Source organism: Buchnera aphidicola (Ceratovacuna keduensis) (assembly GCF_039372665.1).
GTDB classification, from domain to species: Bacteria; Pseudomonadota; Gammaproteobacteria; order Enterobacterales; family Enterobacteriaceae; genus Buchnera_G; species Buchnera_G aphidicola_D.
In genome coordinates this window covers 23,341-49,167 of the sequence record NZ_CP134994.1, presented here as the reverse complement: position 1 = coordinate 49,167, position 25,827 = coordinate 23,341, and the positions used below count along the sequence as shown (strand labels likewise).

The window sequence follows — 25,827 nt, the reverse complement described above, 5'->3', positions numbered from 1 at the left end:
TAAAAAAAATATTTTAAAATATATAAAAATAATATTAAAAATATTATAATAAAAAATATATTATAATTTATTTTTATATATTTTTTTATTTAAAAAATATCTCCAATTATCTATAGCTAATTCTTTTAATTTATTAATTTTTTTTTGTATTTCTATACCATTTTTAATATTTTTATTTATAGATTTAAAAGAAATAGATCTAGAAATTTTAAAAACATTTTTTAAATATTTTCCGGAAGAAATATCATTATTAAAAAAATTTTTATAAAAAATGTTTAAAAAGTCAATATAAAAATCTATTAAAATAGATAATTTTTCAACTATGTCTGGATTTCTCCAAGCATTAATTTTTTTAAATAAAAGCACTATTTCTTTCGAAGATTTATTATGTATATTTATTAAAAAATTTATATTTTTAACAAATATTATAGATAAATTTTTTATTTTGTTTGGAACATTTATTCTAACAAAAAAATTATTAATATATTTTAAAAAAAAATCAAAAAATAAAAATTTACTATTGTTAGGAATACAAAAATAAATATTTAAAAAAAACATTTGAATGAAAAATGAAATTTTTATGTCAACTTTATTTGTAAATTTAGAAATATATGAAAGACTTTTAAAAATGTTTTGTCTAAAAAAATATTTTTTATTTAAAAAATATAGTTTTTTGTTCAAATTAAGTAAACAATATATTTCAGGAAAAATTATTTCTATTAAATTACATTTAAAAAGAACTTTAAAATATATATTTGGATTTTTAGTTCTAAATGCTTTTTCTGTTTCTTGCCAAATTCTTTCTTTTTCTAAATATTTTATTTCATTTTTAATATAATCACTAGACATTAAACATAATGTATCTTTATATATACTAAAACCTAAATGAAATAATAATGCAGCAAATCTAGCTACTCTAAAAACTCTTAAAGGATCGTCAGAAAAAGAACTAGATATATGTTTTAATATACATTTTTTAATATCTTTTAATCCATTAAATGGATCAAAATATTTTCCATTTTTATCTTTAGCTATAGCATTAATAGTAATATCTCTTCTATATAAATCTTCTTTTAAAGTAATATCAGAAGAATAATTAACTTTAAATCCTTTGTATCCAAAACCATTTTTTTTTTCAGTTCTAGCTAAAGCATACTCTTCATGAGTATGTGGATGTAAAAATACTGGAAACTTTTTTCCAACTTGTTTATATTTGTTCTTTATAAAAAATTTAGTATTAGACCCAACAACAACCCAATCTCTATCTTTAACAGGTAATCCTAAAATTTTATTTCTTATAGCTCCTCCTACTAAATATATTTTCATAATTTTCTCAAAAAAAATATTTTATGTAAATAATTTTAAATTTTAAAAATGTTTTATATTAAAATAAAATAATATTTTTTTTATAAAATATTTTATATAAATAATATATAAATGAAAAATTAAAATATTAGAAATAAATATTATTTGAAATAGACAACTTTGGAAAAAAAAATATTTTTGGAGAAGAATACATACCATTTTTAAAATAAAGCATTCCTAAATATGCTACCATGGCTGCATTGTCAGTACAAAATTTATTATTTGTAAAGTGTACAAAACAATTTTTAATTTTTTTAGACATATTTCTTATATTTTTTCTTAAAGTATTATTAGCACTAACTCCACCTGATACTACTAATGTTTTTAATTTTGTAAATTTTAATGCATTAAAACTTTTTTTTACTAATATTTCTACAATAGTTTTTTCTAATTCTTTAGCTATATTAAATTTAAACATATCATCTATAATATAATTATTATTTAATATAATTCTACTAACATGAGTTTTAAGACCTGAAAAACTAAAATTAAAATTATTACTATATAACATTGGTTTAGGAAAATTAAAAATATTAGATTTTCCAAATTTAGCTAATTCAGATAATTTTCTTCCTCCAGGATATTTTATACCTAACATATTAGCAATTTTATCTATTACTTCTCCCGCTGGATCGTCTAAACAATCACCTAATATTTCATATTTTCCTAAAGATCTAGCCAATACAATTTGAGTATGTCCACCAGAAACTAATAAAGATAATATAGGAAATTTTGGGACATCAAAATATTTCTTGTTTAACATATAAGAAAATAAATGAGATTCCATATGATTAACAAATATTATAGGTACTTTCCATAAATATGATAAAGAATTTGCAACAGAAGTCCCTACTAAAAGAGAACCAGATAATCCAGGTCCTATTGTACAAGAAATAGCATTAACATTTTTTTTAGAAATTTTTTTATTTTTAATTAATTTATTTAATAAAATAAAAATATTTTTTAAATGTAATCTAGCAGCAATTTCTGGTACAACCCCACCATATTTAGAATGTATATTAGATTGACTTATGGTAAAACAAAAAATTAATCCAATTTTATCATCATAAAGAGCAATGCTTGTATCATCACAAGAAGTTTCTATTCCTAATATTTTCATATTTAAAAAAATAATTAAAATAATATAAAATATTTTATTTAAAAAAAATATAAAATATATATTTTATAATATATACTTAATAATATTAATTTACAAATAATTTTTAAATTTTTATTTTAAAATATATAATAAAAAGAAAATTTATGCCAATAATTAAAATTAGAGAAAATGAACCTTTTGACATAGCTTTAAGAAGATTTAAAAGAGCATGTGAAAAAGCTGGTATATTATCAGAAATGAGAAGAAGAGAATTTTATGAAAAACCTACAACAATAAAAAAAAGAGCAAAAGCATCGGCAATAAAAAGATTAAAAAAAAAAATAAATAGAGAAAATTTAAGACGAATAAGAATGTATTAAACAAAATAAACATTAAAACAAAGCCGTTCTTAAAAAAAGACCGGCTATTAACAATAAATTAATAAAAATGTTATATAAAATACCAAAAAGTTTTATTAACGAACTTTTAATAAATACTAATATTGTAGAATTAATAAGTTCTAAAATAAATATAATAAAAAAAGGAAAAAATTACTATTCAATATGTCCTTTTCATAATGAAAAGACTCCATCTTTTTCAATAAGTTTTGAAAAACAATTTTATTATTGTTTTGGATGTCATGTACATGGAAATGCAATAGATTTTTTAATAAATTATGAAAAAATAAATTTTATAGAAAGCATTAAAGAACTTTCATTTTTTAGTGGAATGAAAATACCAAAAAAAAATATATATTTTAAAAAGTATTTTAAAGAAGAAAATTTATATAATGTACTTAACAAAATTTCGTTAACTTATCAAAAAAATATATATAAAGAAAAAAACAAAATTGCAATAAAATATTTACAAAAAAGAGGAATAAATAAAAAAAGTATTAAAATATTTTCTATAGGATATTCTAATAATATAAAAATTATTTCAAAAAATTACATAAAAAAAAATAAAAAATTTATAAATAATTTAATAAAATCAGGAATATTATATAATGAAAAAAATAATATAAAAAATAGATTTACAGAAAGAATTATGTTTCCAATAAAAAATTTGAAAGGAAATATAAATGGATTTGGAGCGAGAACAATTTTAAACAAAATACCAAAATATTTAAATTCTCCAGAAACAAAAATATTTAAAAAAACAGAAAATTTATATGGACTATTTGAAGTATATAAATATAATAAAAAAATAAAAAGATTATTAATAGTAGAAGGATATTTTGACGTAATAACACTTTTTCAAAATAAAATAAAATATGCAATATCTATTTTAGGAACTTCAATAAACATATATATTATAAAAAAATTGTTTAATATTTGTAATACTTTAATATATTGTTATGATGGAGATAATGCTGGTAAAATAGCTTCATGGAAAACTTTAGAAATTTCTTTACCATATATAAATGATGAAAAAATATTAAAATTTATATTTTTACCAAAAGGAGAAGATCCTGATAGTATTATAAAAAAAGAAGGAATAAAAAAATTTAAAAATAGAATAAAAAATGCTATTCCAATGTCAACATTATTATTTAAAAAGTTACTAAAAAAAAACGATTTATCTAATCCAGAAAAAAAAACTAAATTTAGTAGAATAGCTATTTCTATGATAGAAAAAATACCAGGAAAAATAATAAAATTTTTTTTAAAAAAAATATTAGGAAATAAATTAGGAATATTAGAAATAAATGAATTAAATCCTAATAAAATAAAAAATAAGTTTAAAATATCCCACAAAAAAAAAAACAAAAAAATATTAATATAAAAATATTAATAGGATTACTAATACAAAATCCAAATTTACATAAAATAATTCCTAATAAAATAAAAAATTTATATAATAAAAATATATTAGGATTAAATATAATATTAAAAATAAAAAAAATATGTAAAAAATATAAAAAAATAAATACTGGACAAATTTTAGAATTATTTAGAAATTCAAAAAAATATTATATAATAAAAAAAATGTCTATTTGGAATCATATGATATATAAAAAAAAAATAAAAGATGTATTTTTAGATTTAATAAAAAATATATTTAAAAAAGATCTAGAATTTAAACAAAATTTTTTAATAAATAAAGAAAGACACAAAGGCCTAACAAAAAAAGAAAAAATAAAACTATGGAAAATAAATAAAAAAATATTTAAAAAATATAAAAAATAAAAAATATTTAAAAATTTTGTATACTAAATTATTAATATTTTTATAATTTTGGAAATTATACCATGAAGAAAAATAAAAAATATAAATTAAAACTTCTTATTACTCATGGAAAAGAGCAAGGATATTTAACTTATGAAGAGATAAATAATTTTGTTACATTGTATTTATCTAATTCTAATAAAATATATAATATTATAAAAATAATAAATGAAATGGGAATACAAATTATACATAAAAATCAAAATTTAGAAAATATAACATTAAATCAAATAAATAATTTAAATTCAAGAGACAATATTATAGAAGAACAAGTACAAGAAATTTCAAATTCTGATTCAGAATTAGGTAAAACAACAGATCCAGTAAGAATGTATATGAGAGAAATGGGCACAATAGAATTATTAGATAGAAAAGGAGAAATAAAAATAGCAAAAAAAATAGAAAAAGGAATAAGTAAAATACAGTCAACAATAGCTGAACATCCAAAATCAATTAAAAATTTTTTATATCAATATAAAAAAGTAAAATTAAAAAAAATAAAATTATCAGAAATAATAACTGGATTTGTAGAAAAAAAATATGAATATAATAATGAAAAAATTCCTCTTTCAATAAATATAATAGAATCAGAATTTATAAAAAAAAATAAAAACAAATATAATAAAAATATAGAAGATGAATATGAAGATAATATTATTGATATAGAATTAGCAAAAAAAAAATTTAATAAATTAAAAAAACAATATAAAAAAATAAAAAAAATAAAAAACACAAAAGATATAAAATATGTTTCATCAATAAAAAAATTATCAAAAATATTTAATCAATTTAAATTAACTCCAAAACAATTTAAAAATTTAGTTAACAATATTAAAAACATAACTAAAAGAATATTAATTCATGAAAAAATAATAATAAATATATGTATAAAAAAATGTAAAATACCAAAAAAAAATCTTTTTAAATTATTTAAAAAAAAAAAAATAAGATTTAAAACAATAAAAAATTCTATTAAAAAAAATAAAACATGGTCAAAAAAAATAGAAAAATTTAAAAAAGAAATACATGAAATTATAAAAAAACTAATAATAGTAGAAAAAGAAATTGGTTTATCTATAAATCAAGTAAAAAAAATTAGTAAAAAAATATTTTTAGGAGAAAAAAAAGCAAGAGAAGCTAAACAAGAAATGGTGGAAGCAAATTTAAGATTAGTAATATCAATAGCAAAAAAATATACTAATAGAGGTTTACAATTTTTAGATTTAATACAAGAAGGAAACATAGGTCTAATGAAAGCTGTTGATAAATTTGAATACAGAAGAGGATATAAATTTTCTACATATGCAACATGGTGGATAAGACAAGCAATTACTAGATCCATTGCAGATCAAGCTAGAACAATTAGAATACCAGTTCATATGATAGAAACAATAAATAAATTAAATAGAATATCAAGACAAATATTACAAGAAATAGGAAGAGAACCAACTCCAGAAGAACTTTCAGAAAAAATGTCAATACCAGAATATAAAATAAGAAAAGTACTTAAAATAGCTAAAGAACCTATATCTATGGAAACACCAATAGGAGATGATGATGAATCTCATTTAGGAGATTTTATAGAAGATACAAATCTAGAATTACCTTTAGAATCTGCTACTTCAGAAAGTTTAAAAAATGCAACAAATTTAGTATTATCTGGTCTTACAACTAGAGAAGCTAAAGTATTAAGAATGAGATTTGGCATTGATATGAATACAGATCATACATTAGAAGAAGTAGGAAAACAATTTGATGTAACTAGAGAAAGAATAAGACAAATAGAAGCAAAAGCTTTAAGAAAACTTAGACACCCAAGTAGATCAGAAATATTAAAAAGTTTTTTAGATAATTAAATAATAATTTTTTTTATTAAAACAAAGCTTTCTAATAATAATAAAATTTAATAGAAGCTTTGTTTTAAAAAATTATATTCTTTTTTTTGCTAATTTAATACTATTTAGAACTTGATTTTTAGAAGTTCCACCAATAGAATTTTTTCTTTCTAAAACCTTGTTTATAGAAATGTAGTCATATACATCATCTTCAAAAAAAATACTAAAAGATTTTAATGTAGAAATATTAATTTGATTTAAATATTTTTTTTTTTTAATAGCATATAAAACTATTTTACCAACAATTTCATGAGAATTTTTAAAACTTACTCCTTTTTTAACTAAATAATCTAATAAATCTGTAGAATTTGCATAACTGTTTTCTACAGATTTTAAACAATTATTATAATTTATTGAAATATTTTTAAAAACTAATGAAATCATATTTATACAATTTTTCCAAGTATTTATAGAATCAAACAAACATTCTTTATCTTCTTGCATATCTTTATTATAAGACATAGGAATTCCTTTTAACATAACTAATATGCTTATTAAAGATCCATATACTCTTCCACATTTTCCTCTTATTAGTTCTAAAATATCTGGATTTTTTTTTTGTGGCATTAATGAAGATCCAGTAGAAATTATATCAGATAATTCTATAAAATTTGCTTCTGAAGTATTAAAAAAAATTAAATCTTCACAAATTCTTGATAAATGCATCATTCCTATAGAAATACAAGATAAAAATTCTACTACATAATCTCTATCAGATACACTATCTATACTGTTTTTAGTAATATCTGAAAAAAAAATTTCTTTCGCAATTTTATATCTATCTATTTTATATGAAATACCTGAAATTGCTCCAGATCCTAATGGACAAAAATTAAAGGTTTTTAACAAATTACTTAATCTAATTTTATCTCTATTAATCATTTCATAATAGGATAAACATAAATGAGAAAAAAGTATTGGTTGAGCTATCTGCAAATGAGTATATCCTGGCATAACAACATCTATATATTTTTCTGATAAATATAATATATTTAATTGCATTTTTTTTAAATATGAAATTAATTTTTTTACAGAATCTTTACACCACATCTTTAAACTAGTAGTAATTTGTTCATTTCTACTTTTACCAGTTCTAAGTTTTTTTGCAACTTTTCCTATTCTAAAAATTAATTCTTTTTCTAACCATGTATGAATATCTTCACAATCACTTCTTAAAATAATACTAAAATTATTTTTTAAATCATTTTTTATTTCATTTAAACAATTTTCTATAGAACTTTGTTCAATTTTATTAATTATTTTTGAAGATAATAAAAATTTAGACCAAGCTATTAAAGAAATTATATCTTGTTTAACTAAAATATAATCAAAGTCTAAAGATCTATTAAAATTTAAAAAATTATTATTAGACTTTTTACTAAATCTTCCACCCCATAAAAACATAAAAATTCCTATATAAATCATTAATAACATTAAATAATATTTTATTTTAAAATAAAATAACATTAATTATTTTTTTAATTTAATATTTTTTTTTATAGATCTTACTAAATATGGCATAGTAAACAACTTTATAAATCCATCCGCATCACTATGTTTATAAGAAAAATTACTGTTATTAAAAGTAGAAAATTTTTTTGAATATAAAGATTTTATAGATTTTTTCTTTAAAACAACTACATTTCCTTTATATAATCTTATTAAAACAGTTCCTGTAATAAATTTAGAATAAAATTTTATATTTTTTTTTAAAATTTTTCCAAAAGGTGTAAACAATTTTCCATCATATATCAAATAAGAAAATTCTGAACCTATAACATTTTTCCATCTCATACAATCTCTATCTAATACTAATTGATCTATAGATTGAACTATTTTTGATATTATAGTTCCTCCAGGAGTCTCATAACAACCTCTTGACTTTATTCCTACTAATCTATTTTCAACAAAATCAATTCTTCCTATGCCATGAATAGATCCTAATTTATTTAATTTTTTAAAACTCTTTAATAATGAAAATTTTTTATTGTTGATACTTTTTATATATCCATTTAACATTTTTATCTTTAAATATTTAGGTTTTTCCTCAGATTCTAAAGGATCTTTAGTTAGAGACCATATATCTTTTTTTTCTGAAGAGTTCCAAACATCTTCTAATAATCCGCCTTCTGTAGAAACATGAAATATATTTTCATCTTTACTATAAATTTTTTTTTTATTATAGTTTGTTTTTATTTTTTTATTTTTTAAATATTTTAATAAATCAATTCTAGATTTTAAATTCCATTCTCTCCAAGGAGATATTATTTTTAGATTTGGCGCTAACGATACATAAACACTTTCAAATCTTATTTGATCATTTCCTTTTCCTGTAGATCCATGACATAATGCATCAGCATTGATTTTAATTGCTAATTCAACTTGTTTTTTTGCTATTATAGGTCTTGCTATAGCTGTTCCTAACAAATAATTATTTTCATATATAGATCCTGAATGAAGCAATGGATATATATAATTTTTTATAAATTCTTTTCTTAGATCTTCTACATAACATTTACTAGCTCCTAACATAATAGCTTTTTTTTTTATATCATTAAGATCATTTTTAGATTGTCCTACATTTGCAACAAAAGCTATTACTTCAGATTTATAATTTTCTTTTATCCAAGGTATTATTACAGAAGTATCTAAACCTCCTGAATAAGCTAAAACTACTTTTTTTATACTTTTACTTTTTATCATAATATATTTTTAACCTAAAATTTAAAATTTTTTTTATATAATATATAAAAATATTTAAAATTTTTTAATTTTTTATAAAAAATTTATATATTTTTATTGTATAATACTACTAAAATTATTTTTTTTAATTTTTAATAAATATCCTATTGAAAAAACAATATCTGCTCTATTTAAAGTATAAAAATGAAAAGATCTAACTCCTTCTAAAAATAATTTATTAATAATATTCATTAATATTATACTACTAATTATTTTATAAGAATTAGAATTATTTTTTATAGAATTAAAAATGTTATAAATAAATTTAGGAACATAAACATTCGTCATACTAGCAAATTTTTTTAATTGAAATAAATCATATATAGGTAATATTCCAGGAATTATTTCTTTTTTAATTCCATAGTTAAAACATTCGTCTCTAAATTTAAGATAATTGTCTACATTAAAAAAAAATTGTGTAATAGCTCTATTAGCTCCATTATCAAACTTTTTCTTTAAATTATATATATCTTCTTTTTTATTTTTAGATTCTGGATGAATTTCAGGATAAGCAGCAACAAAAATTTTAAAATCTTTTATTTTTTTTAATTCATAAACAAAATCTGAAGCATTTGAAAAAATATTGTTTAGTTTATTAGAAAAATTATCTCCTCTTAATGCTAATATTTTTCTAATTCCTAAGTTCCAATAATTAATTGCAATATTTTTTATTTCTGTTTTAGAATATCCTAAACACGTAAAATGAGGTATAATTTCTGTTTTAGTTTTTTTTTTAATTTTTTTTATTAAATTATAAGTTTTATAATTTCCTCCATAATTTTGACTACAAGTAATAGAAAAAAAATCAGGTTTTATTTTACAAAGTTTCAAAAAACTATTATTAAACTTTTTCTTAGAAAGATTATTAGAGTATGGAAACATTTCAAAAGAAATATTTATTTTATTTTTAAAATTTATATAATTTTCATATATATCTTCTATATTATTATTCATAATTTCATATATTAAAAAAAATTAAATTGTTCTACTAAAAATAATAACATAAAAAATATTATAATTATTATTATAAAAAAATTTTAAATTAAAAAATAATTGATATATTAATATATTAAAATATATCAAATAATATAATTATTTTCTTTACATTAAATAAAAAAAAAAATATAATATTTTAGGATATATATAAATATTTTTTACTTTAAAAATATATTAGCCGGCTTAGCTCAGCAGGTAGAGCAACTGATTTGTAATCAGTAGGTCACCAGTTCAATTCCGGTAGCCGGCATATTAATTTATGAAATTTTTTCTAATTAAAATAAAATTTTAAGGTGGGATTCCCGAGTGGTTAAAGGGAGCAGACTGTAAATCTGCCGTCTAAGACTTCGAAGGTTCGAATCCTTCTCCCACCAAAATATTTTTTTCATATTTTAAAAAGCAGGCATAGTATAATGGTTATTACTTTAGCCTTCCAAGTTAATAATGCGGGTTCGATTCCCGCTGCCTGCTATATAATAATTTTTAATAGCTGATATAGCTTAGTAAGAAGAGCACACTTTTGGTAAGAGTGAGATCCCAGTTCAAATCTGGGTATCAGCAATTATATAATAATAATAAAATATTTTTATTAATATAAAAACTTTCAAATTTATATTTTATATATTATATATTTTTACTTATTGTTAAATATATAAATAAAATTTAAAAATACTATGAAAAAAAAAAATAATAAAAAAATTAAAATATTTATAATAATATTATTTTTATCTTTAGAAATTTTATCATTATTATATTTTTATATAAACAAAAATTTTAATAGTAAAATACTATTTTTAGTTTTTTCTTCTTTTACATTAATATTTTTAACAAAAAATGTAATAAAACAATATGAAATATTAAAATTTATAAAAGAAACTAAATTAGAACTAGAAAAAATAGAATGGCCAAAAAAAAAGGAAATATTTTACATATCTATAATAATAATATTTTTAACTACTATAATATCAATTATTTTATGGATAATAGATAATATATTATTTTACATAATATCAAAAATTATTTGTATAAGGTTATAAAATGAATTATAAAAAAAAATGGTATGTAATTCAATCTTTTTCAGGATTAGAAAACAAAGTAGCAAATTTAATAAAAAAACATATTAAAATACATAACGTACAAGAAATGTTTGGAAAAATAATGATACCAACAGAAGAAGTAATAGAAATAAAAAATGGTAAAAAAAAAAAAGTGAAAATAAATTTTTTCCAGGATATATATTAATAAATATGGTAATGAATGATGAAAATTGGCATATAATAAGAAATGTTCCTAAAGTATTAGGATTTATAGGAGGTTCGCCAGAAAATCCTATACCTATTAAAGAAAAAGATGTAAATAATATAATAAAAAAACTTAAAAAAATAGAAAATAAACCAAGACCTAAAATATTATTTGAACCAGGTGAAACAATAAGAATAAAACATGGTCCATTTTCAGATTTCAATGGTATAGTAGAAAATGTAGATTATGATAAAAATAGATTAACAGTTTCTGTATCAATATTTGGAAGATCAACACCTGTAGAATTAAACTTTTCTCAAATAGAAAAAATATAAAAAATCAAGGTAATTATTATGAAAAAAAAAATACAAAGTTACATAAAATTACAAGTATTGTCAGGTATGGCAAATCCCAGTCCACCGGTAGGCCCAGCTTTAGGACAAAAAGGAATAAATATTATGGAATTTTGTAAAAGTTTTAATGAAAAAACTAAAAATTTAGAAAAAGGAATTCCAATACCAGTAATAATATCTGTTTTTTCTGATAAAACTTTTAAATTTATTACTAAAACTCCTCCTGCATCTATATTATTAAAAAAAATAGCAAAAATAAACAAAGGATCTGGAAAAAATAAAATAGAAAAAATAGGTAAAGTAACAAAAAAACAAATACAAGAAATATCAAAAATAAAAATGAAAGATATGAATAGTAATAATATAAATAAAATAGCACTTTCTATAATAGGAACTGCTAAATCTATAGGTTTAATAATAGAAGACTAAAAAAATGAAAAGTAATACTAAAAGAATGAAAAAAATATTTAATATAATAAAAAAAAAAAAAATATACAAAATTGAAGAATGTATAAAAACATTAAAAAAATTTCCAAAAACTAAATTTATAGAAAGTTTAGATATTTCTATTAATTTAAATATAGATACAAAAAAACATGATCAAAATATAAAAAACACAGTAATTCTTCCTCATGGATTAGGAAAAAAAATTAGAGTTTTAGTATTTACACAAGGAAAAAATGTAGAATTAGCAAAAAAAGCAAAAGCAGATTACATTTATCAAGAAAATATAAAAAATATTAAAAAAAAAATAAAAAATTTTGATATAGTAATATCTTCTCCTGACTCTATGAAAATAGTAGGAAAATTAGGATATATATTAGGTCCTAGAGGTCTTATGCCAAATATAAAATTTGGAACTATAACAAATAATATATTTGATACTATAAAAAAAATAAAAAATGGACAAATAAAATACAAAAACGATAAAAATGGAATAATACATACTTCTATAGGAAAAATAAACTTTACTAATAAACAGATAAAAGAAAATTTTTTTGCACTTATAAAATCTTTAAATAAAGCAAAACCTTCCAAAATAAAAGGTGAATTTTTTAAAAAAATTTATTTATCTACTACAATGGGTGGATCCATATTAATAAATCATTATGATTTATAAATATAAAAATAATTTTTTTCAAAATTTTTCATAAAAATAAATCTAATATCTAATTATTATCCTAAAAATAAAAATATTATATTTTTATATAAATAAAAAATAATAAAAAATAAAATAATATATGTAATTAAAAATAAAAAATAATATTATATAAAAAAAAGTATAATCAATTTAAAAATATTTTTATAAAATATTTTAAAATCTTAGGAAATAGTATAAATATGATATTAAATATAGAAAAAAAAAAAAAATTAGTAGAAAAAATATCTAATTTTATTAAAAAAGCACAATCAGCAATTATAATTAATTTTTCTAAAATAACTGCAAATGAAATAAACTATTTAAGAAAAATATCTTCAAAAAAAGATATAATAATAAAAATTATAAAAAATACTTTATTAAAAATATCTATAAAGAATACACAATTTGAATGTTTAAAAAAAAAAATAAAAGGTCCCACTTTAATAGCATATTCTATAAAACATCCTGGAAGTGCTGCAAGATTATTTAAAAAATTTGAAAAAAAAAATCCTAATTTTAAAGCTATAATTGGATCGTTTGAAGGAAAAATAATATCTATATCAGAATTATCTACTATGCCTACATATAAAGAATCAATAATTAAATTAATAAATTTTTTAAAAGAAATATGCATAATTAGATTAATAAAAACAATCAATATAATAAAAAATAAAAAACAAAATAAAATTGTAAATTAGGAAATAAAATGTCAATAAGTAAAAAAAAAATAGTTAAAGAAATAGAAAATATGTCTGTAAAAAATGTTATGAATCTTATTTCAAAATTAGAAAAAAAATTTAATATATCTTCTGAAGACATATCCAAAAATGAAAATACATCAAAAATAAAAAAAGAAAAAGAAAAAACAGAATTTAACATATTATTAAAATCAATAGGATCTAATAAAATATCAGTTATAAAAGCAATAAGAAGTATAACTAATTTAGGATTAAAAGAATCTAAAGATTTAGTAGATTCAGCTCCAGTAATTGTAAAAGAAAATATAAGCAAAAAAGAATCAGAAGATTTAAAAAATATATTAGAAAAATCAGGAGCAACAGTAGAAATAAAATAATTTTATAAAATACTTAAAATAAAATATAAAACTGATGATTTTAATAAAAATCATCAGTATTAAAACATACTAAATAAAAATATTTTATATAAAAAATATAAAATAATATAAAAAATATTATATTAAGAGGAAAATAATGGTTTGCTCTTATACTGAAAAAAAAAGAATTAGAAAAAACTTTAGCAAAAGACCTAAAGTATTAGAAATACCATATCTTCTATCTGTTCAAATAAATTCATTTAAAAAATTTATTAAAAAAGATAAAAAAAGCATATATGGATTAGAATCTGCATTTAAATCAGTGTTTCCAATAAAAAACTATAATTGTACAGCAGAATTAGAATATATCAACTATAAACTAGGAAAAAATATATTTAATGTAAAAGAATGTCATACTAGAGGATTAACTTATTCATCTCCATTAAAAGTAAAATTAAGATTAATAATATATGAAAAAGATTCTTTAGAAAAAAAAAAAATTAAAAAAATAAAAGAACAAAAAGTATATATGGGAGATATACCATTAATGACTAAAAATGGAACTTTTATAATTAATGGAACAGAAAGAGTTGTAGTATCGCAATTACATAGAAGTCCTGGAGTATTTTTTGATAGTGATAAAGGTAAAACTCATTCTTCAGGAAAAATATTATATAATGCAAGAATAATACCATATAGAGGATCATGGTTAGATTTTGAATTTGATCAAAAAGATAATTTATTTGTAAGAATAGACAGAAGAAGAAAATTACCAATAAGTATATTTTTAAAAGCAATGAATTATAATAAAGAAGAAATATTAAATATATTTTTTAAAAAAGATGTTTTTAAAATTATAAAAAATAAATTTTATATGAAATTATATCCAGAAAGATTAAGAGGAGAAACCATATTTTTTAATGTATTACATAATAAAAAAATATATATAAAAAAAGGAAAAAAAATTACAATAAAACATATAAAAAAATTAAAAAAAGATAAAGTAAAAAAAATTAAAGTACCAATTGAATACCTAATAGGAAAAATTTCTGCCAATAATTATTTTGAAAAAAAAAATAATAATAAAATAATATCTGCAAATACTGAATTTTCTATAAGAATTATAAAAAAAATAATAAAATCTAAAATAAATAGAATAGAAACAATATTTACAAATGATTTAGATCAAGGACCATATATATCAAATACTATAAAATTAGATTCTTCTAAAAGTAGAAATCAATCTCTTATAGAAATATATAGAATGATGAGACCTGGAGAACCTCCAGCTAAAGAAGCAGCAAAAAATTTATTTAAAAATCTATTTTTTTCAGAAGATAGATATGATCTATCTATAGTAGGAAGAATGAAACTTAATAGATCCTTATTAAGAAACTATATAGAAGGTCCTACTATTTTAGAAAAAAAAGATATTATAGATGTAATAAAAAAATTAATAGATATAAGAAATGGAAATGGTCAAATAGATGATATAGATCATTTAGGAAACAGAAGAATAAGATCAGTTGGAGAAATGGTAGAAAATCAATTTAGAATAGGTCTTGTAAGAGTAGAAAGATCAGTAAAAGAAAGACTTTCTTTAAATGATATAGATTCTTTAATGCCTCAAGACATAGTAAATGCTAAACCAATATCTGCGTCTATAAAAGAATTTTTTGGATCAAGTCAATTATCTCAATTTATGGATCAAAATAATCCTTTAGCGGAAATAACACATAAAAGAAGAATATCTGCTTTAGGTGTAGGTGGTTTAACAAGAGAAAGAGCTGGTTTTGAAGTAAGAGATGTGCATCCTACTCACTATGGAAGAGTTTGCCCTATAGAAACACCAGAAGGACCGAATATAGGATTAATAAATTCCTTATCAGTATATGCTAAAATAAATAAATACGGTTTTTTAGAAACACCATATAGAAAAGTTATAAAAGGAATAGTAACTAATAAAATTTGTTATTTATCCGCAATAGAAGAATCTCAATATATAATAGCTCAAGCTAATACTAATATAGACAAAAAAAATAAATTTACAGAAGAACTAATAACATGTAGATATAAAGGAGAATCAGGACTATTTACTAAAGATAAAATTAATTATATGGATATATCAACTCAACAAATAGTATCAGTAGGAGCTTCTTTAATACCATTTTTAGAGCATGATGATGCAAATAGAGCATTAATGGGAGCTAATATGCAAAGACAAGCAGTTCCTACATTAAAATCAGAAAAACCTCTTATAGGAACTGGTATGGAAAGATATGTAGCTTCTGATTCAGGAGTGACAGTAATTTCTAAAAGAAGTGGTAAAGTACAATATGTAGATGCTTCTAAAATAGTTATAAAAACAAAAGAAAACCATAATAAAAAAAAATTAGGAATAGATATTTATAATCTAACTAAATATACTAGATCAAATCAAAATACATGTATAAATCAAATTCCATGTGTAAAAATTAATGAAAAAATAGTTAAAGGAGACGTATTAGCTGACGGAACATCTACAGATCTAGGAGAATTAGCTTTAGGACAAAATTTAAGAGTAGCATTCATGCCGTGGAATGGATATAATTTTGAAGATTCAATATTAATATCAGAAAAAGTAGTAAAAGAAGATAGATTTACTACTATACATATACAAGAATTATCTTGTATATCTAGAGACACAAAATTAGGAACAGAAGAAATAACTTCAGACATACCTAATGTTGGAGAAAACGCATTATCTAAATTGGACGAATCAGGAATAGTATATATAGGTGCTGAAGTAAAAGAAAATGATATATTAGTAGGCAAAGTAACTCCAAAAGGAGAAACTCAATTAACTCCAGAAGAAAAATTATTAAGAGCAATATTTGGAGAAAAAGCTTCAGACGTAAAAGATTCTTCTTTAAGAGTTCCAAATGGAACAACAGGAACAGTAATAGATGTTCAAATATTTACTAGAGATGGAGTAAAAAAAGATAAGAGAACTTTAGAAATTGAAGAAATTAACATAAAAAAAATAAAAAAAAAATTTTTGGAAAAATTTAAAATTTTAAAAAAAAATATATTTAAAAAAATTTATAAAATTGATTTTTTAAAAAAATTTTCTAAATCTGAAATATTAAAAATTACAAAAAAATCTTTTTTTAGAAAAAATGTTAATAAAAAAGAAAAAAAAATAATAAATTTTTTTTTAAAAAAATATAAAAATTTAAAAAAAGAACTTAAAAAAAAAATATATATAACAAAGAAAAAAATACTAAAAGGAGATGATTTAGCTCCAGGAATTCTAAAAGTAGTAAAAGTATATTTGGCCACAAAAAGAAATATACAAGTTGGAGATAAAATGGCTGGAAGACACGGAAATAAAGGTGTCATATCAAAAATAAATCCAGTAGAAGACATGCCTTATGATAATTTTGGAAATCCAGTTGATATAGTATTAAATCCATTAGGAGTTCCATCTAGAATGAATATAGGACAAATATTAGAAACTCATCTTGGTATGGCATCTAAAGGAATAGGAAAAAAAATTAAACAAATGTTAAAAAACAAAAATGTAAATATAATAAGAAAATATATACAAAAAGTATTTGATTTAGGAAAAAATGTACAACAAAAAATAGATTTAAAAAAATTTTCAGAAAATGAAATACTAACTTTAGCTAAAAATTTTACTAAAGGAATTCCAATATCTACTCCTGTTTTTGATGGAGCAAAAGAAACAGAAATAAAAGAAATGCTAAAATTAGCTAATTGCCCTACATCAGGACAAATAACATTATTTGATGGAAAAACTGGAGAAAAATTTGAAAGATCTGTAACAGTAGGATATATGTACATGCTAAAATTAAATCATTTAGTAGATGATAAAATGCATGCAAGATCTACAGGATCATATAGTTTAATAACACAACAACCACTAGGAGGAAAAGCACAATTTGGAGGTCAAAGATTTGGAGAAATGGAAGTTTGGGCTTTAGAAGCTTACGGAGCATCTCATACTCTTCAAGAAATGCTAACAGTAAAATCAGATGATGTAAGTGGTAGAACAAAAATATATAAAAATATTGTAGATGGAAATTATAAAATGAATCCAGGAATGCCTGAATCTTTCAACGTATTGTTAAAAGAAATAAGATCTTTAGGAATAAACATTGAATTAGAAAGTAAATAAAAAAAACCAATTTTATAAAAAAAATTAATTAATATTTTTTTATTAATAGAGAATATATTTTGAAAAATTTACTAAAATTTTTAAAAGGAAAAACAAAAACTGTAGAATTTAATTCTATAAAAATTTCATTGTCTTCTCCAGATATAATAAGATCTTGGTCATTTGGAGAAGTAAAAAAACCAGAAACAATAAATTATAGAACTTTTAAACCAGAAAGAGAAGGATTATTTTGCGCTAAAATTTTTGGACCAGTAAAAGATTATGAATGCTTGTGTGGTAAATATAAACGTTTAAAACATAGAGGGGTTATATGTGAAAAATGTGGTGTAGAAGTCACTAATAGTAAAGTAAGAAGAGATAGAATGGGACATATAGAATTAGCATCTCCAATAGCACATATTTGGTTTTTAAAATCTTTGCCATCTAGAATAGGTTTATTATTAAATATACCACTAAAAGATATAGAAAGAGTACTATATTTCGAATCATATATAGTAATACATTCTGGATCAACTAATCTAAAAAAAAAACAAATATTATCTGAAGACCAATATATAAAATCAATTGAAGAATTTGGAGAAAATTTTATAGCAAAAATGGGAGCAGAAGCAATTCAAACTTTGTTAAAAAATATTAACTTAAAAAAATATTCTTCAAAATTAAGAAAAAAATTTAAAAATGTAAACTCTGATAATAAAAAGAAAAAAATTTCAAAAAGAATAAAATTAATAGATTCATTTTTACAATCAAACAATAAACCAGAATGGATGATATTTAATGTTCTCCCAGTTTTACCACCAGATCTTAGACCACTTGTACCATTAGATGGAGGTAGATTTGCTACATCTGATTTAAACGATTTGTATAGGAGAGTTATAAATAGAAATAATAGATTAAAAAGATTATTAGAACTATCAGCTCCTGATATAATAGTAAGAAACGAAAAAAGAATGCTTCAAGAAGCTGTAGATGCTCTTTTAGATAATGGAAGAAGAGGAAGAGCTATAATAGGATCAAACAAAAGACCATTAAAATCATTAGCCGATATGATAAAAGGAAAACAAGGAAGATTTAGACAAAATTTATTAGGAAAAAGAGTAGACTATTCAGGAAGATCAGTAATAACTGTAGGTCCATATTTAAAACTTAGTCAATGTGGTTTACCTAAAAAAATGGCATTAGAACTTTTTAAACCATTTATATATGGAAAATTAGAATCTAAAGGATTGGCTAATACAATAAAATCAGCAAAAAAAATGGTAGAAAAAGAAGATTCTGTTGTATGGGACATATTAGATAAAATTATTAAAAAACATCCTATATTATTAAACAGAGCTCCAACATTACATAGACTAGGAATACAAGCATTTAAACCTATTTTAATAGAAGGAAAAGCAATTCAATTGCATCCTTTAGTTTGTGCAGCATATAATGCAGATTTTGATGGTGATCAAATGGCTGTACATATTCCATTAACCATTAAAGCACAAAAAGAAGCATTATCTTTAATGATGTCTACAAAAAATGTTCTATCACCAGCAAATGGTGAACCAATAATAGTTCCTTCTCAAGATGTAGTATTAGGATTGTACTATATGACTAGAGAAAAAATCAATTCTAAAGGAGAAGGAAATATATTAACTGGAGCTAATGAAGCAGAAAGACTATATCGTTTAAATATAATGTCATTACATACAATAGTAAAAGTTAGAATAACAGAATATAAAAAAATTAAAAAAAAAAAATTTAAAAAAAAAATAAAAATAGTTAAAACTACAATAGGAAGATCAATTCTATGGAATATAGTACCAAAAGGATTACCTTTTTCTCTAATAAATAAAGTTTTAGAAAAAAAATCTATTTCTGAAATGTTAAATACATGTTATAGAATATTAGGATTAAAAAAAACTGTAATATTTGCAGATCAAATAATGTATACAGGTTTTTATTATGCAGCTAAATCTGGATCATCTGTAGGAATAGATGATATGATAATACCTAAAGAAAAATATGACATTATATCTGATGCTGAAACTGAAGTATCAGAAATACAAGAACAATTTCATTCAGGATTAGTAACTGCAGGAGAAAGATATAACAAAGTTATAGATATATGGTCTAATGCAAATGAAAAAGTATCTAAAGCTATGATGAAAAATCTTTCTACAGAAAAAGTATTAAATAAAAAAGGACATTTAGAAAAACAAACTTCATTTAACAGTATTTTTATAATGGCGGATTCAGGAGCTAGAGGTTCAGCTGCTCAAATTAGACAATTAGCAGGAATGAGAGGATTAATGGCAAAACCAGATGGATCTATAATAGAAACTCCAATAATAGCAAATTTTAGAGAAGGTCTAAATGTTCTTCAATATTTTATATCAACACATGGGGCTAGAAAAGGATTAGCAGATACAGCTCTTAAAACTGCAAATTCTGGATATTTAACTAGAAGATTAGTAGATGTAGCACAAGATTTAGTAATAACTGAAAACGATTGTAACACTAATAAAGGAATGTTTATTTTTATAACAGTAGAAAATGGAGAAATAAAAGAACCTCTAAGAGATAAAGTATTAGGAAGAGTAACTTCTAAAGATATAAAAATACCTGAAACAAAAAAAATATTAATAAAAAGAAATACTTTATTAAATGAAAGATTATGTAAAAAATTAGAAAAATATTCTATAAATGAAATAATGGTTAGAACTGTAGTAAAATGTGAAACTGAATTTGGCGTATGTGCAAAATGTTATGGAAGAGATTTATCAAGAGGAAAATTAGTTAGTAAAGGAGAAGCTATTGGAGTAATAGCAGCTCAATCTATAGGAGAACCAGGAACACAATTAACAATGAGAACTTTCCATATTGGTGGAGCAGCTTCTAGACTTGCCGCTGAATCTAATGTACAAGTAAAAAATACAGGTATAATTGATTTAAACAATGCTAAAACAATAACTAAAAAAAATGGAAAAATAGTAATTATTTCTAGAAATTCTGAATTGAGAATAATAGATAAACATGGAAGAATAAAAGAAAATCATAAAATTCCATATGGATCTATATTAAAAAAAAATAATAAAAAAAATGTATTCCCTGGAGAAATAGTAGCTCAATGGGATCCACATTCTATACCTATAATATCTGAATCAAATGGATATATAAAATTTTCAGAAATGATAGAAGGACAAAGTATAATAAGACAAACAGATGAACTTACAGGTTTATCTTCTATAGTAGTGTTAGAAACTTCTGAAAGAACAAATTTAGGAAAAGATTTAAGACCATCTATACAAATAATAGACAAATATGGAAAAAAAATATGTATTACAAATAGTAAAAAAAATTCTAAATACTTTTTGCCAGGAAAATCAGTAATTCAATTTGAAAATAATTCAAAAATATTATCAGGAGATATAATAGCTAAAATACCGCAAGAATCTTGTGTTACAAAAGACATTACTGGTGGTTTACCAAGAGTAGCTGACTTATTTGAAGCTAGAAAATCAAAAGAATTAGCTATATTAGCAGAAATTAGTGGAATAATATCATTTGGAAAAGAAACAAAAGGAAAAAGAAGATTAATAATAACTCCTAAAAATAAAGAAAAAATATATGAAGAAATGATACCAAAATGGAGACAGTTAAACATATTTGAAGGAGAAACAGTAGAAAAAGGAGATATAATTTCTGAAGGTGTAGAATCTCCACATGATATATTAAGATTAAGAGGAGTAATATCTGTTACTAAATATATAATAAATGAAGTACAAGAAGTATATAAATTACAAGGTGTAAAAATAAATGATAAGCATATAGAAGTTATAATAAGACAAATGTTAAGAAAAGCTACTATATTAAATCCAGGAAATTCAAAATTTTTACATGAAGAACAAGTAGAATATTCAAAATTAATTATAGAAAACAAAATTTTAAAGAAAAAAAATAAAAAAATAGCAACTTTTAATAGAGATTTATTAGGAATAACAAAAGCTTCTTTAGCAACTGAATCTTTTATTTCAGCTGCATCTTTTCAAGAAACTACTAGAGTATTAACAGAATCATCAATATCAGGAAAAAAAGATGAATTAAGAGGATTAAAAGAAAACGTAATAGTAGGAAGATTAATACCAGCCGGGACAGGTTATGAATATCATAAAAAAAGATCTAAAATTGTAGAAAATAAAAAAAATAAAATAAAAGAAAATAAAAAAAATATAACTACAGTCGAAGAAGCATCAGCAAATTTATCTGAAATGTTAAACTCAAATTTATAATATTATTATATTTATATAAAAATATTTTTAAATATAATATAAAATATTTTAAATTATAATTGTTGATTAAAACAATATTTTTAAAATTAAAATAGAATATTATTAAAATATATTACATAAAATTTTAAAATTATATTAAAAAAAAAGCAATATTTTTATTATTGTCTTATATGCTTATAATGGTTTAAAATAAAAATTATTATTAAAAAAATAAAAAATTTTATTTTATTGATAAAATTTATATTTTTTTTTAAAAAACATAATAGTTAATTTTAACAAAAAATTAAATAAAAAATACATAATATAGGAAAATTAATGAACAAAGCTGAATTAATAAATGCTATTGCAGAAAAAACTTCTTTAACTAAATCTCAAACAAAAAATACATTAGAAACTACATTAAAAATAATAACCCAATCTTTAAAAAAAGGTAAAACTGTACAAATAGTTGGTTTTGGAACTTTTAAAGTAAACAATAGATCTGAAAGAATAGGAAGAAATCCTCAAACAGGAGAAGAAATAAAAATAGCAGCAACAAAAGTTCCAGCATTTGTATCAGGAAAAGCATTAAAAAATGCAGTAAGATAATAAAATATTTTTATAAAAATATTATATAAAACAAATAAAAAAAATTAAAAAATTTATTTAAATAAAATTTATAATAATATCTTTAAAATTTTAAAAAAAATATAAAATAAAATTATTATAAATATATTTTTTAACATAAAAATAAATATATTATTTTTATTATAAATAATAAATTTAATTATAATGAAAACTATTAAAACTGAAATATTTTAAAATTTTCAGTTTTAATAGTGAAAAAATGAACACCACATTTTAAAAAAAAATATAAATTTAAATTTCATCTCTTATTTCTTTTGTAGCTTTTATCATATTTTTTAAAGATTTTTTCACTTCTTTCCAATTTCTTGTTTTTAATCCACAATCTGGATTTATCCATAAATTTTTTATATTAAATATTTTTATATATTTTTTTATAATAACTTTTATATCATTAATATTGGGAACATTAGAAGTATGAATATCATATACACCAGGACCTATTCCATTAGGATATTTTATTTTTTTAAAACAATTTAATAATTTTAATTGTGATCTAGAAGATTCTATAGTAATTACATCTGCATCTAATTTTATAATAGAATCTATTATATTATTAAAATTAGAATAACACATATGAGTATGAATTTGAGTTTCATCTTTTACTACTGATGAACTTATTTTAAAAGCTTCTATAGACCAAGATAAATATTCTTTTACAAATTTTTTTCTTAATGGAAGACCTTCTCTAAAAGCTGGTTCATCAATTTGAATAATTTTTATTCCTGAACTTTCTAAATCTTTTACTTCTTCTCTTAAAGAAAATGCAATTTGTTTAGATACAATACTTTTAGACAAATCTTCTCTACAAAATGACCATAATAATATTGTTACAGGTCCAGTTAACATTCCTTTAACTAATTTATTAGTTTTAGACTGAGCATATTTTGTCCATTTTAAAGTTATTGGTTTTTTTCTATATATATCATCAACTATTATAGGTGGTTTTACACATCTTGATCCATAACTTTGTACCCATCCAAATTCTGTAAATGCAAATCCTTCTAAATGTTGAGCAAAATATTCAACCATATCATTTCTTTCTGGTTCTCCATGTACTAAAACATCTAAATTTATTTTTTCTTGAATTTTTATTACATTTTTAATATATTTTTTAATTTCTAAATTATATTTCTTTAAATCTATTTTATTACTTTTAAATTGTAATCTAATATCTCTTAATTTTTTAGTTTGAGGAAAAGAACCTATAGTAGTAGTTGGTAATATAGAAATTTTTAAACTGTCTTTTTGTTTTTTCCTTCTAATTTTATAACTACTTTTTCTATATAAATCATTTTTTTTTATATGAGAAAAACATTTATCTAAACATTTTTTTTCTAAACTTTTTGAAAAATTATTATCTAAAATTTCTTTATTAGATTCTTTTAAAGATTTTGTTAATAAAGATAATTCTTCACATTTTTGTATAGCAAAAGAAAACTTTTTCATTAAAGATTTTTTAATATTTTTTTCTAATGATAAATCTACTGGTACATGAATTAAAGAACAAGAAGTACTTAAAAAATATTTTCTTTTTGTTTTTTTTATAAAATATATATCTTCATATATTTTTTTTAAATTAGATTTCCATATATTTCTTCCATTTATCACTCCTAGAGATATTAACATATCTTTAGAAATATTTTTTAAAATAACATTAATATTATGTTTTGAATTAATATAATCTATATGAATTCCATGAACAGGAATATTCTTTATAGTATTTATATTATGAGATATATCTCCAAAATATGTAGTTAATAAAATTTTAGAGTTTTTATTATATAAATAATTATATGAATATATAAAAGATTCCAACCATCTTTTAGAAATATCTAAAGTTAATATAGGTTCATCTATTTGAACCCAATTAATTTTTCTTTTCTCTAATTCAAACAAAATATTTTTATATATTGGCAAAATTTTATCTAATAATTCTAATTTACTAAACTTTTTTTTATCTATTATTTTTCCAAGCCATAAATAACTTATAGGACCTAATAAAATAGGTTTAATCTTATCAAATTTTAAATTTATAGCTTCATCTAATTCTTCTAATATTTGTTTCCAAATAAATTTAAAAGAAGTATTCTTACTAAATTCTGGAACTATATAATGATAATTTGTATTAAACCACTTTGTCATTTCAGAAGCATGAGAAAAATTTTTATTATAATATGCACCTCTAGCAATTCCAAACAAAGTATTTATGTCAATTTTATCTTTATATAAATTAATATGCCTTTTAGGTATATTACCTAACATCATACTATTTCCTAAAACATGATCATACCATGAAAAATCTCCAACACAAACAAAATCTAAACCAGAAGATTTTTGAATTTTTAAATTTTTTTTTCTTATTTTTTTTCCAATATAAATTAAATCATTTATTTTTATTTCATTATTCCAATATTTTTCTTGAGCAAATTTTAATTCTCTCATAGAACCTATTCTTGGAAAACCTAATATATGACTAAAAATGTTCATTAAATAAATTCTCTTATATAAATAAAATATATTTTACACAAATTTTAAATTTTAATTTATAACATTAAAAATATTACAATATACAAAATAATTTTATAAAAAATATAAAAACAAAAATATAAAATAATTATAACATTTTCA

Annotated in this window: 18 protein-coding genes, 3 tRNA genes and 1 pseudogene; 16 read left to right on the top strand and 6 right to left on the bottom strand. The window is 20.3% G+C overall.

Annotated features, from left to right (window positions below; translation table 11 throughout):
- Nucleotides 1–60 precede the first annotated feature (60 nt).
- Both RJK19_RS00230 and tsaD read right to left on the bottom strand, forming a co-directional pair.
- Nucleotides 61–1,326: a tRNA CCA-pyrophosphorylase gene (locus tag RJK19_RS00230; RefSeq protein WP_343184076.1), complete on the bottom strand. Its 1,266-nt coding sequence runs from the start codon at nt 1,324–1,326 to the stop codon at nt 61–63.
- A 127-nt stretch (nt 1,327–1,453) separates the two neighbouring features.
- Nucleotides 1,454–2,485, bottom strand: a complete 1,032-nt coding sequence (gene tsaD, locus RJK19_RS00225; protein ID WP_343184075.1) for a tRNA (adenosine(37)-N6)-threonylcarbamoyltransferase complex transferase subunit TsaD — start codon at nt 2,483–2,485, stop codon at nt 1,454–1,456.
- Nucleotides 2,486–2,628: 143 nt separating this feature from the next.
- Here tsaD and rpsU point away from each other — a divergent pair, with 143 nt between their 5' ends.
- The 4 genes from rpsU to rpoD all read left to right on the top strand — a co-directional run bounded on the left by rpsU (nt 2,629) and on the right by rpoD (nt 6,548).
- A complete protein-coding gene (rpsU, locus tag RJK19_RS00220) occupies nt 2,629–2,844 on the top strand; it encodes a 30S ribosomal protein S21 (RefSeq protein WP_343184074.1) in 216 nt (71 codons plus the stop codon).
- A gap of 67 nt (nt 2,845–2,911) precedes the next feature.
- Entirely contained in the window at nt 2,912–4,249 is a 1,338-nt protein-coding gene (dnaG, locus tag RJK19_RS00215; RefSeq protein ID WP_343184073.1) for a DNA primase, read from the top strand.
- Nucleotides 4,213–4,653, top strand: a complete 441-nt coding sequence (locus RJK19_RS00210) for a hypothetical protein (RefSeq protein WP_343184220.1) — start codon at nt 4,213–4,215, stop codon at nt 4,651–4,653. Before dnaG ends, RJK19_RS00210 begins: the two co-directional genes overlap by 37 nt.
- A 62-nt stretch (nt 4,654–4,715) precedes the next feature.
- On the top strand, nt 4,716–6,548 hold the full coding sequence (rpoD, locus tag RJK19_RS00205; RefSeq protein ID WP_343184072.1) for an RNA polymerase sigma factor RpoD: 1,833 nt from the start codon (nt 4,716–4,718) through the stop codon (nt 6,546–6,548).
- Nucleotides 6,549–6,620: 72 nt separating this feature from the next.
- On the opposite strand, the gene argH is transcribed toward rpoD, so the two are convergent.
- From argH to RJK19_RS00190, 3 genes are all read right to left on the bottom strand, one after another.
- Nucleotides 6,621–7,991, bottom strand: coding sequence for an argininosuccinate lyase (gene argH / locus RJK19_RS00200; protein WP_343184071.1), 1,371 nt, complete (start codon nt 7,989–7,991; stop codon nt 6,621–6,623).
- Between the two features lie 66 nt (nt 7,992–8,057).
- Nucleotides 8,058–9,290 (bottom strand): argininosuccinate synthase, encoded by a 1,233-nt coding sequence (locus RJK19_RS00195; RefSeq protein WP_343184070.1) that lies wholly within the window; start codon nt 9,288–9,290, stop codon nt 8,058–8,060.
- A gap of 93 nt (nt 9,291–9,383) precedes the next feature.
- Nucleotides 9,384–10,283, bottom strand: a complete 900-nt coding sequence (locus tag RJK19_RS00190; RefSeq protein WP_343184069.1) for a methylenetetrahydrofolate reductase — start codon at nt 10,281–10,283, stop codon at nt 9,384–9,386.
- A gap of 219 nt (nt 10,284–10,502) precedes the next feature.
- On the opposite strand from RJK19_RS00190, the gene RJK19_RS00185 reads away from it, so the two are divergent.
- The 12 genes and pseudogenes from RJK19_RS00185 (at nt 10,503) to RJK19_RS00130 (ending at nt 23,160) form a co-directional block, all read left to right on the top strand.
- A tRNA-Thr gene (locus RJK19_RS00185) sits at nt 10,503–10,575 on the top strand.
- A 42-nt stretch (nt 10,576–10,617) separates the two neighbouring features.
- Nucleotides 10,618–10,699: transfer RNA gene (locus tag RJK19_RS00180), tRNA-Tyr, on the top strand.
- A gap of 25 nt (nt 10,700–10,724) precedes the next feature.
- Nucleotides 10,725–10,796: transfer RNA gene (locus RJK19_RS00175), tRNA-Gly, on the top strand.
- Between the two features lie 203 nt (nt 10,797–10,999).
- Complete coding sequence (gene secE / locus RJK19_RS00170) at nt 11,000–11,362, top strand: preprotein translocase subunit SecE (RefSeq protein WP_343184068.1); 363 nt, start codon at nt 11,000–11,002, stop codon at nt 11,360–11,362.
- A gap of 1 nt (nt 11,363) precedes the next feature.
- Nucleotides 11,364–11,902, top strand: a pseudogene (nusG, locus tag RJK19_RS00165) (transcription termination/antitermination protein NusG).
- Nucleotides 11,903–11,920: 18 nt separating this feature from the next.
- A complete protein-coding gene (gene rplK / locus RJK19_RS00160; RefSeq protein WP_343184067.1) occupies nt 11,921–12,349 on the top strand; it encodes a 50S ribosomal protein L11 in 429 nt (142 codons plus the stop codon).
- A gap of 4 nt (nt 12,350–12,353) precedes the next feature.
- The gene (rplA, locus tag RJK19_RS00155; RefSeq protein ID WP_343184066.1) at nt 12,354–13,040 is read left to right on the top strand and encodes a 50S ribosomal protein L1; all 687 of its coding nucleotides are present in this window, start codon (nt 12,354–12,356) and stop codon (nt 13,038–13,040) included.
- Nucleotides 13,041–13,261: 221 nt separating this feature from the next.
- A complete protein-coding gene (gene rplJ / locus RJK19_RS00150) occupies nt 13,262–13,759 on the top strand; it encodes a 50S ribosomal protein L10 (protein ID WP_343184065.1) in 498 nt (165 codons plus the stop codon).
- A gap of 8 nt (nt 13,760–13,767) precedes the next feature.
- The gene (rplL, locus tag RJK19_RS00145; protein ID WP_343184064.1) at nt 13,768–14,136 is read left to right on the top strand and encodes a 50S ribosomal protein L7/L12; all 369 of its coding nucleotides are present in this window, start codon (nt 13,768–13,770) and stop codon (nt 14,134–14,136) included.
- A 136-nt stretch (nt 14,137–14,272) separates the two neighbouring features.
- On the top strand, nt 14,273–18,295 hold the full coding sequence (rpoB, locus tag RJK19_RS00140; protein ID WP_343184063.1) for a DNA-directed RNA polymerase subunit beta: 4,023 nt from the start codon (nt 14,273–14,275) through the stop codon (nt 18,293–18,295).
- Nucleotides 18,296–18,354: 59 nt separating this feature from the next.
- Complete coding sequence (gene rpoC / locus RJK19_RS00135) at nt 18,355–22,572, top strand: DNA-directed RNA polymerase subunit beta' (protein ID WP_343184062.1); 4,218 nt, start codon at nt 18,355–18,357, stop codon at nt 22,570–22,572.
- 315 nt (nt 22,573–22,887) lie between these two features.
- Complete coding sequence (locus RJK19_RS00130; RefSeq protein ID WP_343184061.1) at nt 22,888–23,160, top strand: HU family DNA-binding protein; 273 nt, start codon at nt 22,888–22,890, stop codon at nt 23,158–23,160.
- A gap of 270 nt (nt 23,161–23,430) precedes the next feature.
- Here the strand turns inward: RJK19_RS00130 and metE are convergent, their stop codons facing one another.
- Nucleotides 23,431–25,686 (bottom strand): 5-methyltetrahydropteroyltriglutamate--homocysteine S-methyltransferase, encoded by a 2,256-nt coding sequence (gene metE / locus RJK19_RS00125; RefSeq protein ID WP_343184060.1) that lies wholly within the window; start codon nt 25,684–25,686, stop codon nt 23,431–23,433.
- Between the last annotated feature and the right edge of the window lie 141 nt (nt 25,687–25,827).

Excerpts from the sequence above, each read along its gene's own strand:
- rplK (WP_343184067.1), top strand. The coding sequence starts at position 11,921 with ATGAAAAAAAAAATACAAAGTTACATAAAATTACAAGTATTGTCAGGT.
- rplL (WP_343184064.1), top strand. The coding sequence starts at position 13,768 with ATGTCAATAAGTAAAAAAAAAATAGTTAAAGAAATAGAAAATATGTCT.
- rplA (WP_343184066.1), top strand. The coding sequence starts at position 12,354 with ATGAAAAGTAATACTAAAAGAATGAAAAAAATATTTAATATAATAAAA.
- RJK19_RS00230 (WP_343184076.1), bottom strand. The coding sequence starts at position 1,326 with ATGAAAATATATTTAGTAGGAGGAGCTATAAGAAATAAAATTTTAGGA.
- metE (WP_343184060.1), bottom strand. The coding sequence starts at position 25,686 with ATGAACATTTTTAGTCATATATTAGGTTTTCCAAGAATAGGTTCTATG.
- RJK19_RS00190 (WP_343184069.1), bottom strand. The coding sequence starts at position 10,283 with ATGAATAATAATATAGAAGATATATATGAAAATTATATAAATTTTAAA.
- dnaG (WP_343184073.1), top strand. The coding sequence starts at position 2,912 with ATGTTATATAAAATACCAAAAAGTTTTATTAACGAACTTTTAATAAAT.
- tsaD (WP_343184075.1), bottom strand. The coding sequence starts at position 2,485 with ATGAAAATATTAGGAATAGAAACTTCTTGTGATGATACAAGCATTGCT.
- rpoD (WP_343184072.1), top strand. The coding sequence starts at position 4,716 with ATGAAGAAAAATAAAAAATATAAATTAAAACTTCTTATTACTCATGGA.
- secE (WP_343184068.1), top strand. The coding sequence starts at position 11,000 with ATGAAAAAAAAAAATAATAAAAAAATTAAAATATTTATAATAATATTA.
- rpsU (WP_343184074.1), top strand. The coding sequence starts at position 2,629 with ATGCCAATAATTAAAATTAGAGAAAATGAACCTTTTGACATAGCTTTA.
- rpoB (WP_343184063.1), top strand. The coding sequence starts at position 14,273 with ATGGTTTGCTCTTATACTGAAAAAAAAAGAATTAGAAAAAACTTTAGC.
- rplJ (WP_343184065.1), top strand. The coding sequence starts at position 13,262 with ATGATATTAAATATAGAAAAAAAAAAAAAATTAGTAGAAAAAATATCT.
- RJK19_RS00195 (WP_343184070.1), bottom strand. The coding sequence starts at position 9,290 with ATGATAAAAAGTAAAAGTATAAAAAAAGTAGTTTTAGCTTATTCAGGA.
- RJK19_RS00130 (WP_343184061.1), top strand. The coding sequence starts at position 22,888 with ATGAACAAAGCTGAATTAATAAATGCTATTGCAGAAAAAACTTCTTTA.
- argH (WP_343184071.1), bottom strand. The coding sequence starts at position 7,991 with ATGTTTTTATGGGGTGGAAGATTTAGTAAAAAGTCTAATAATAATTTT.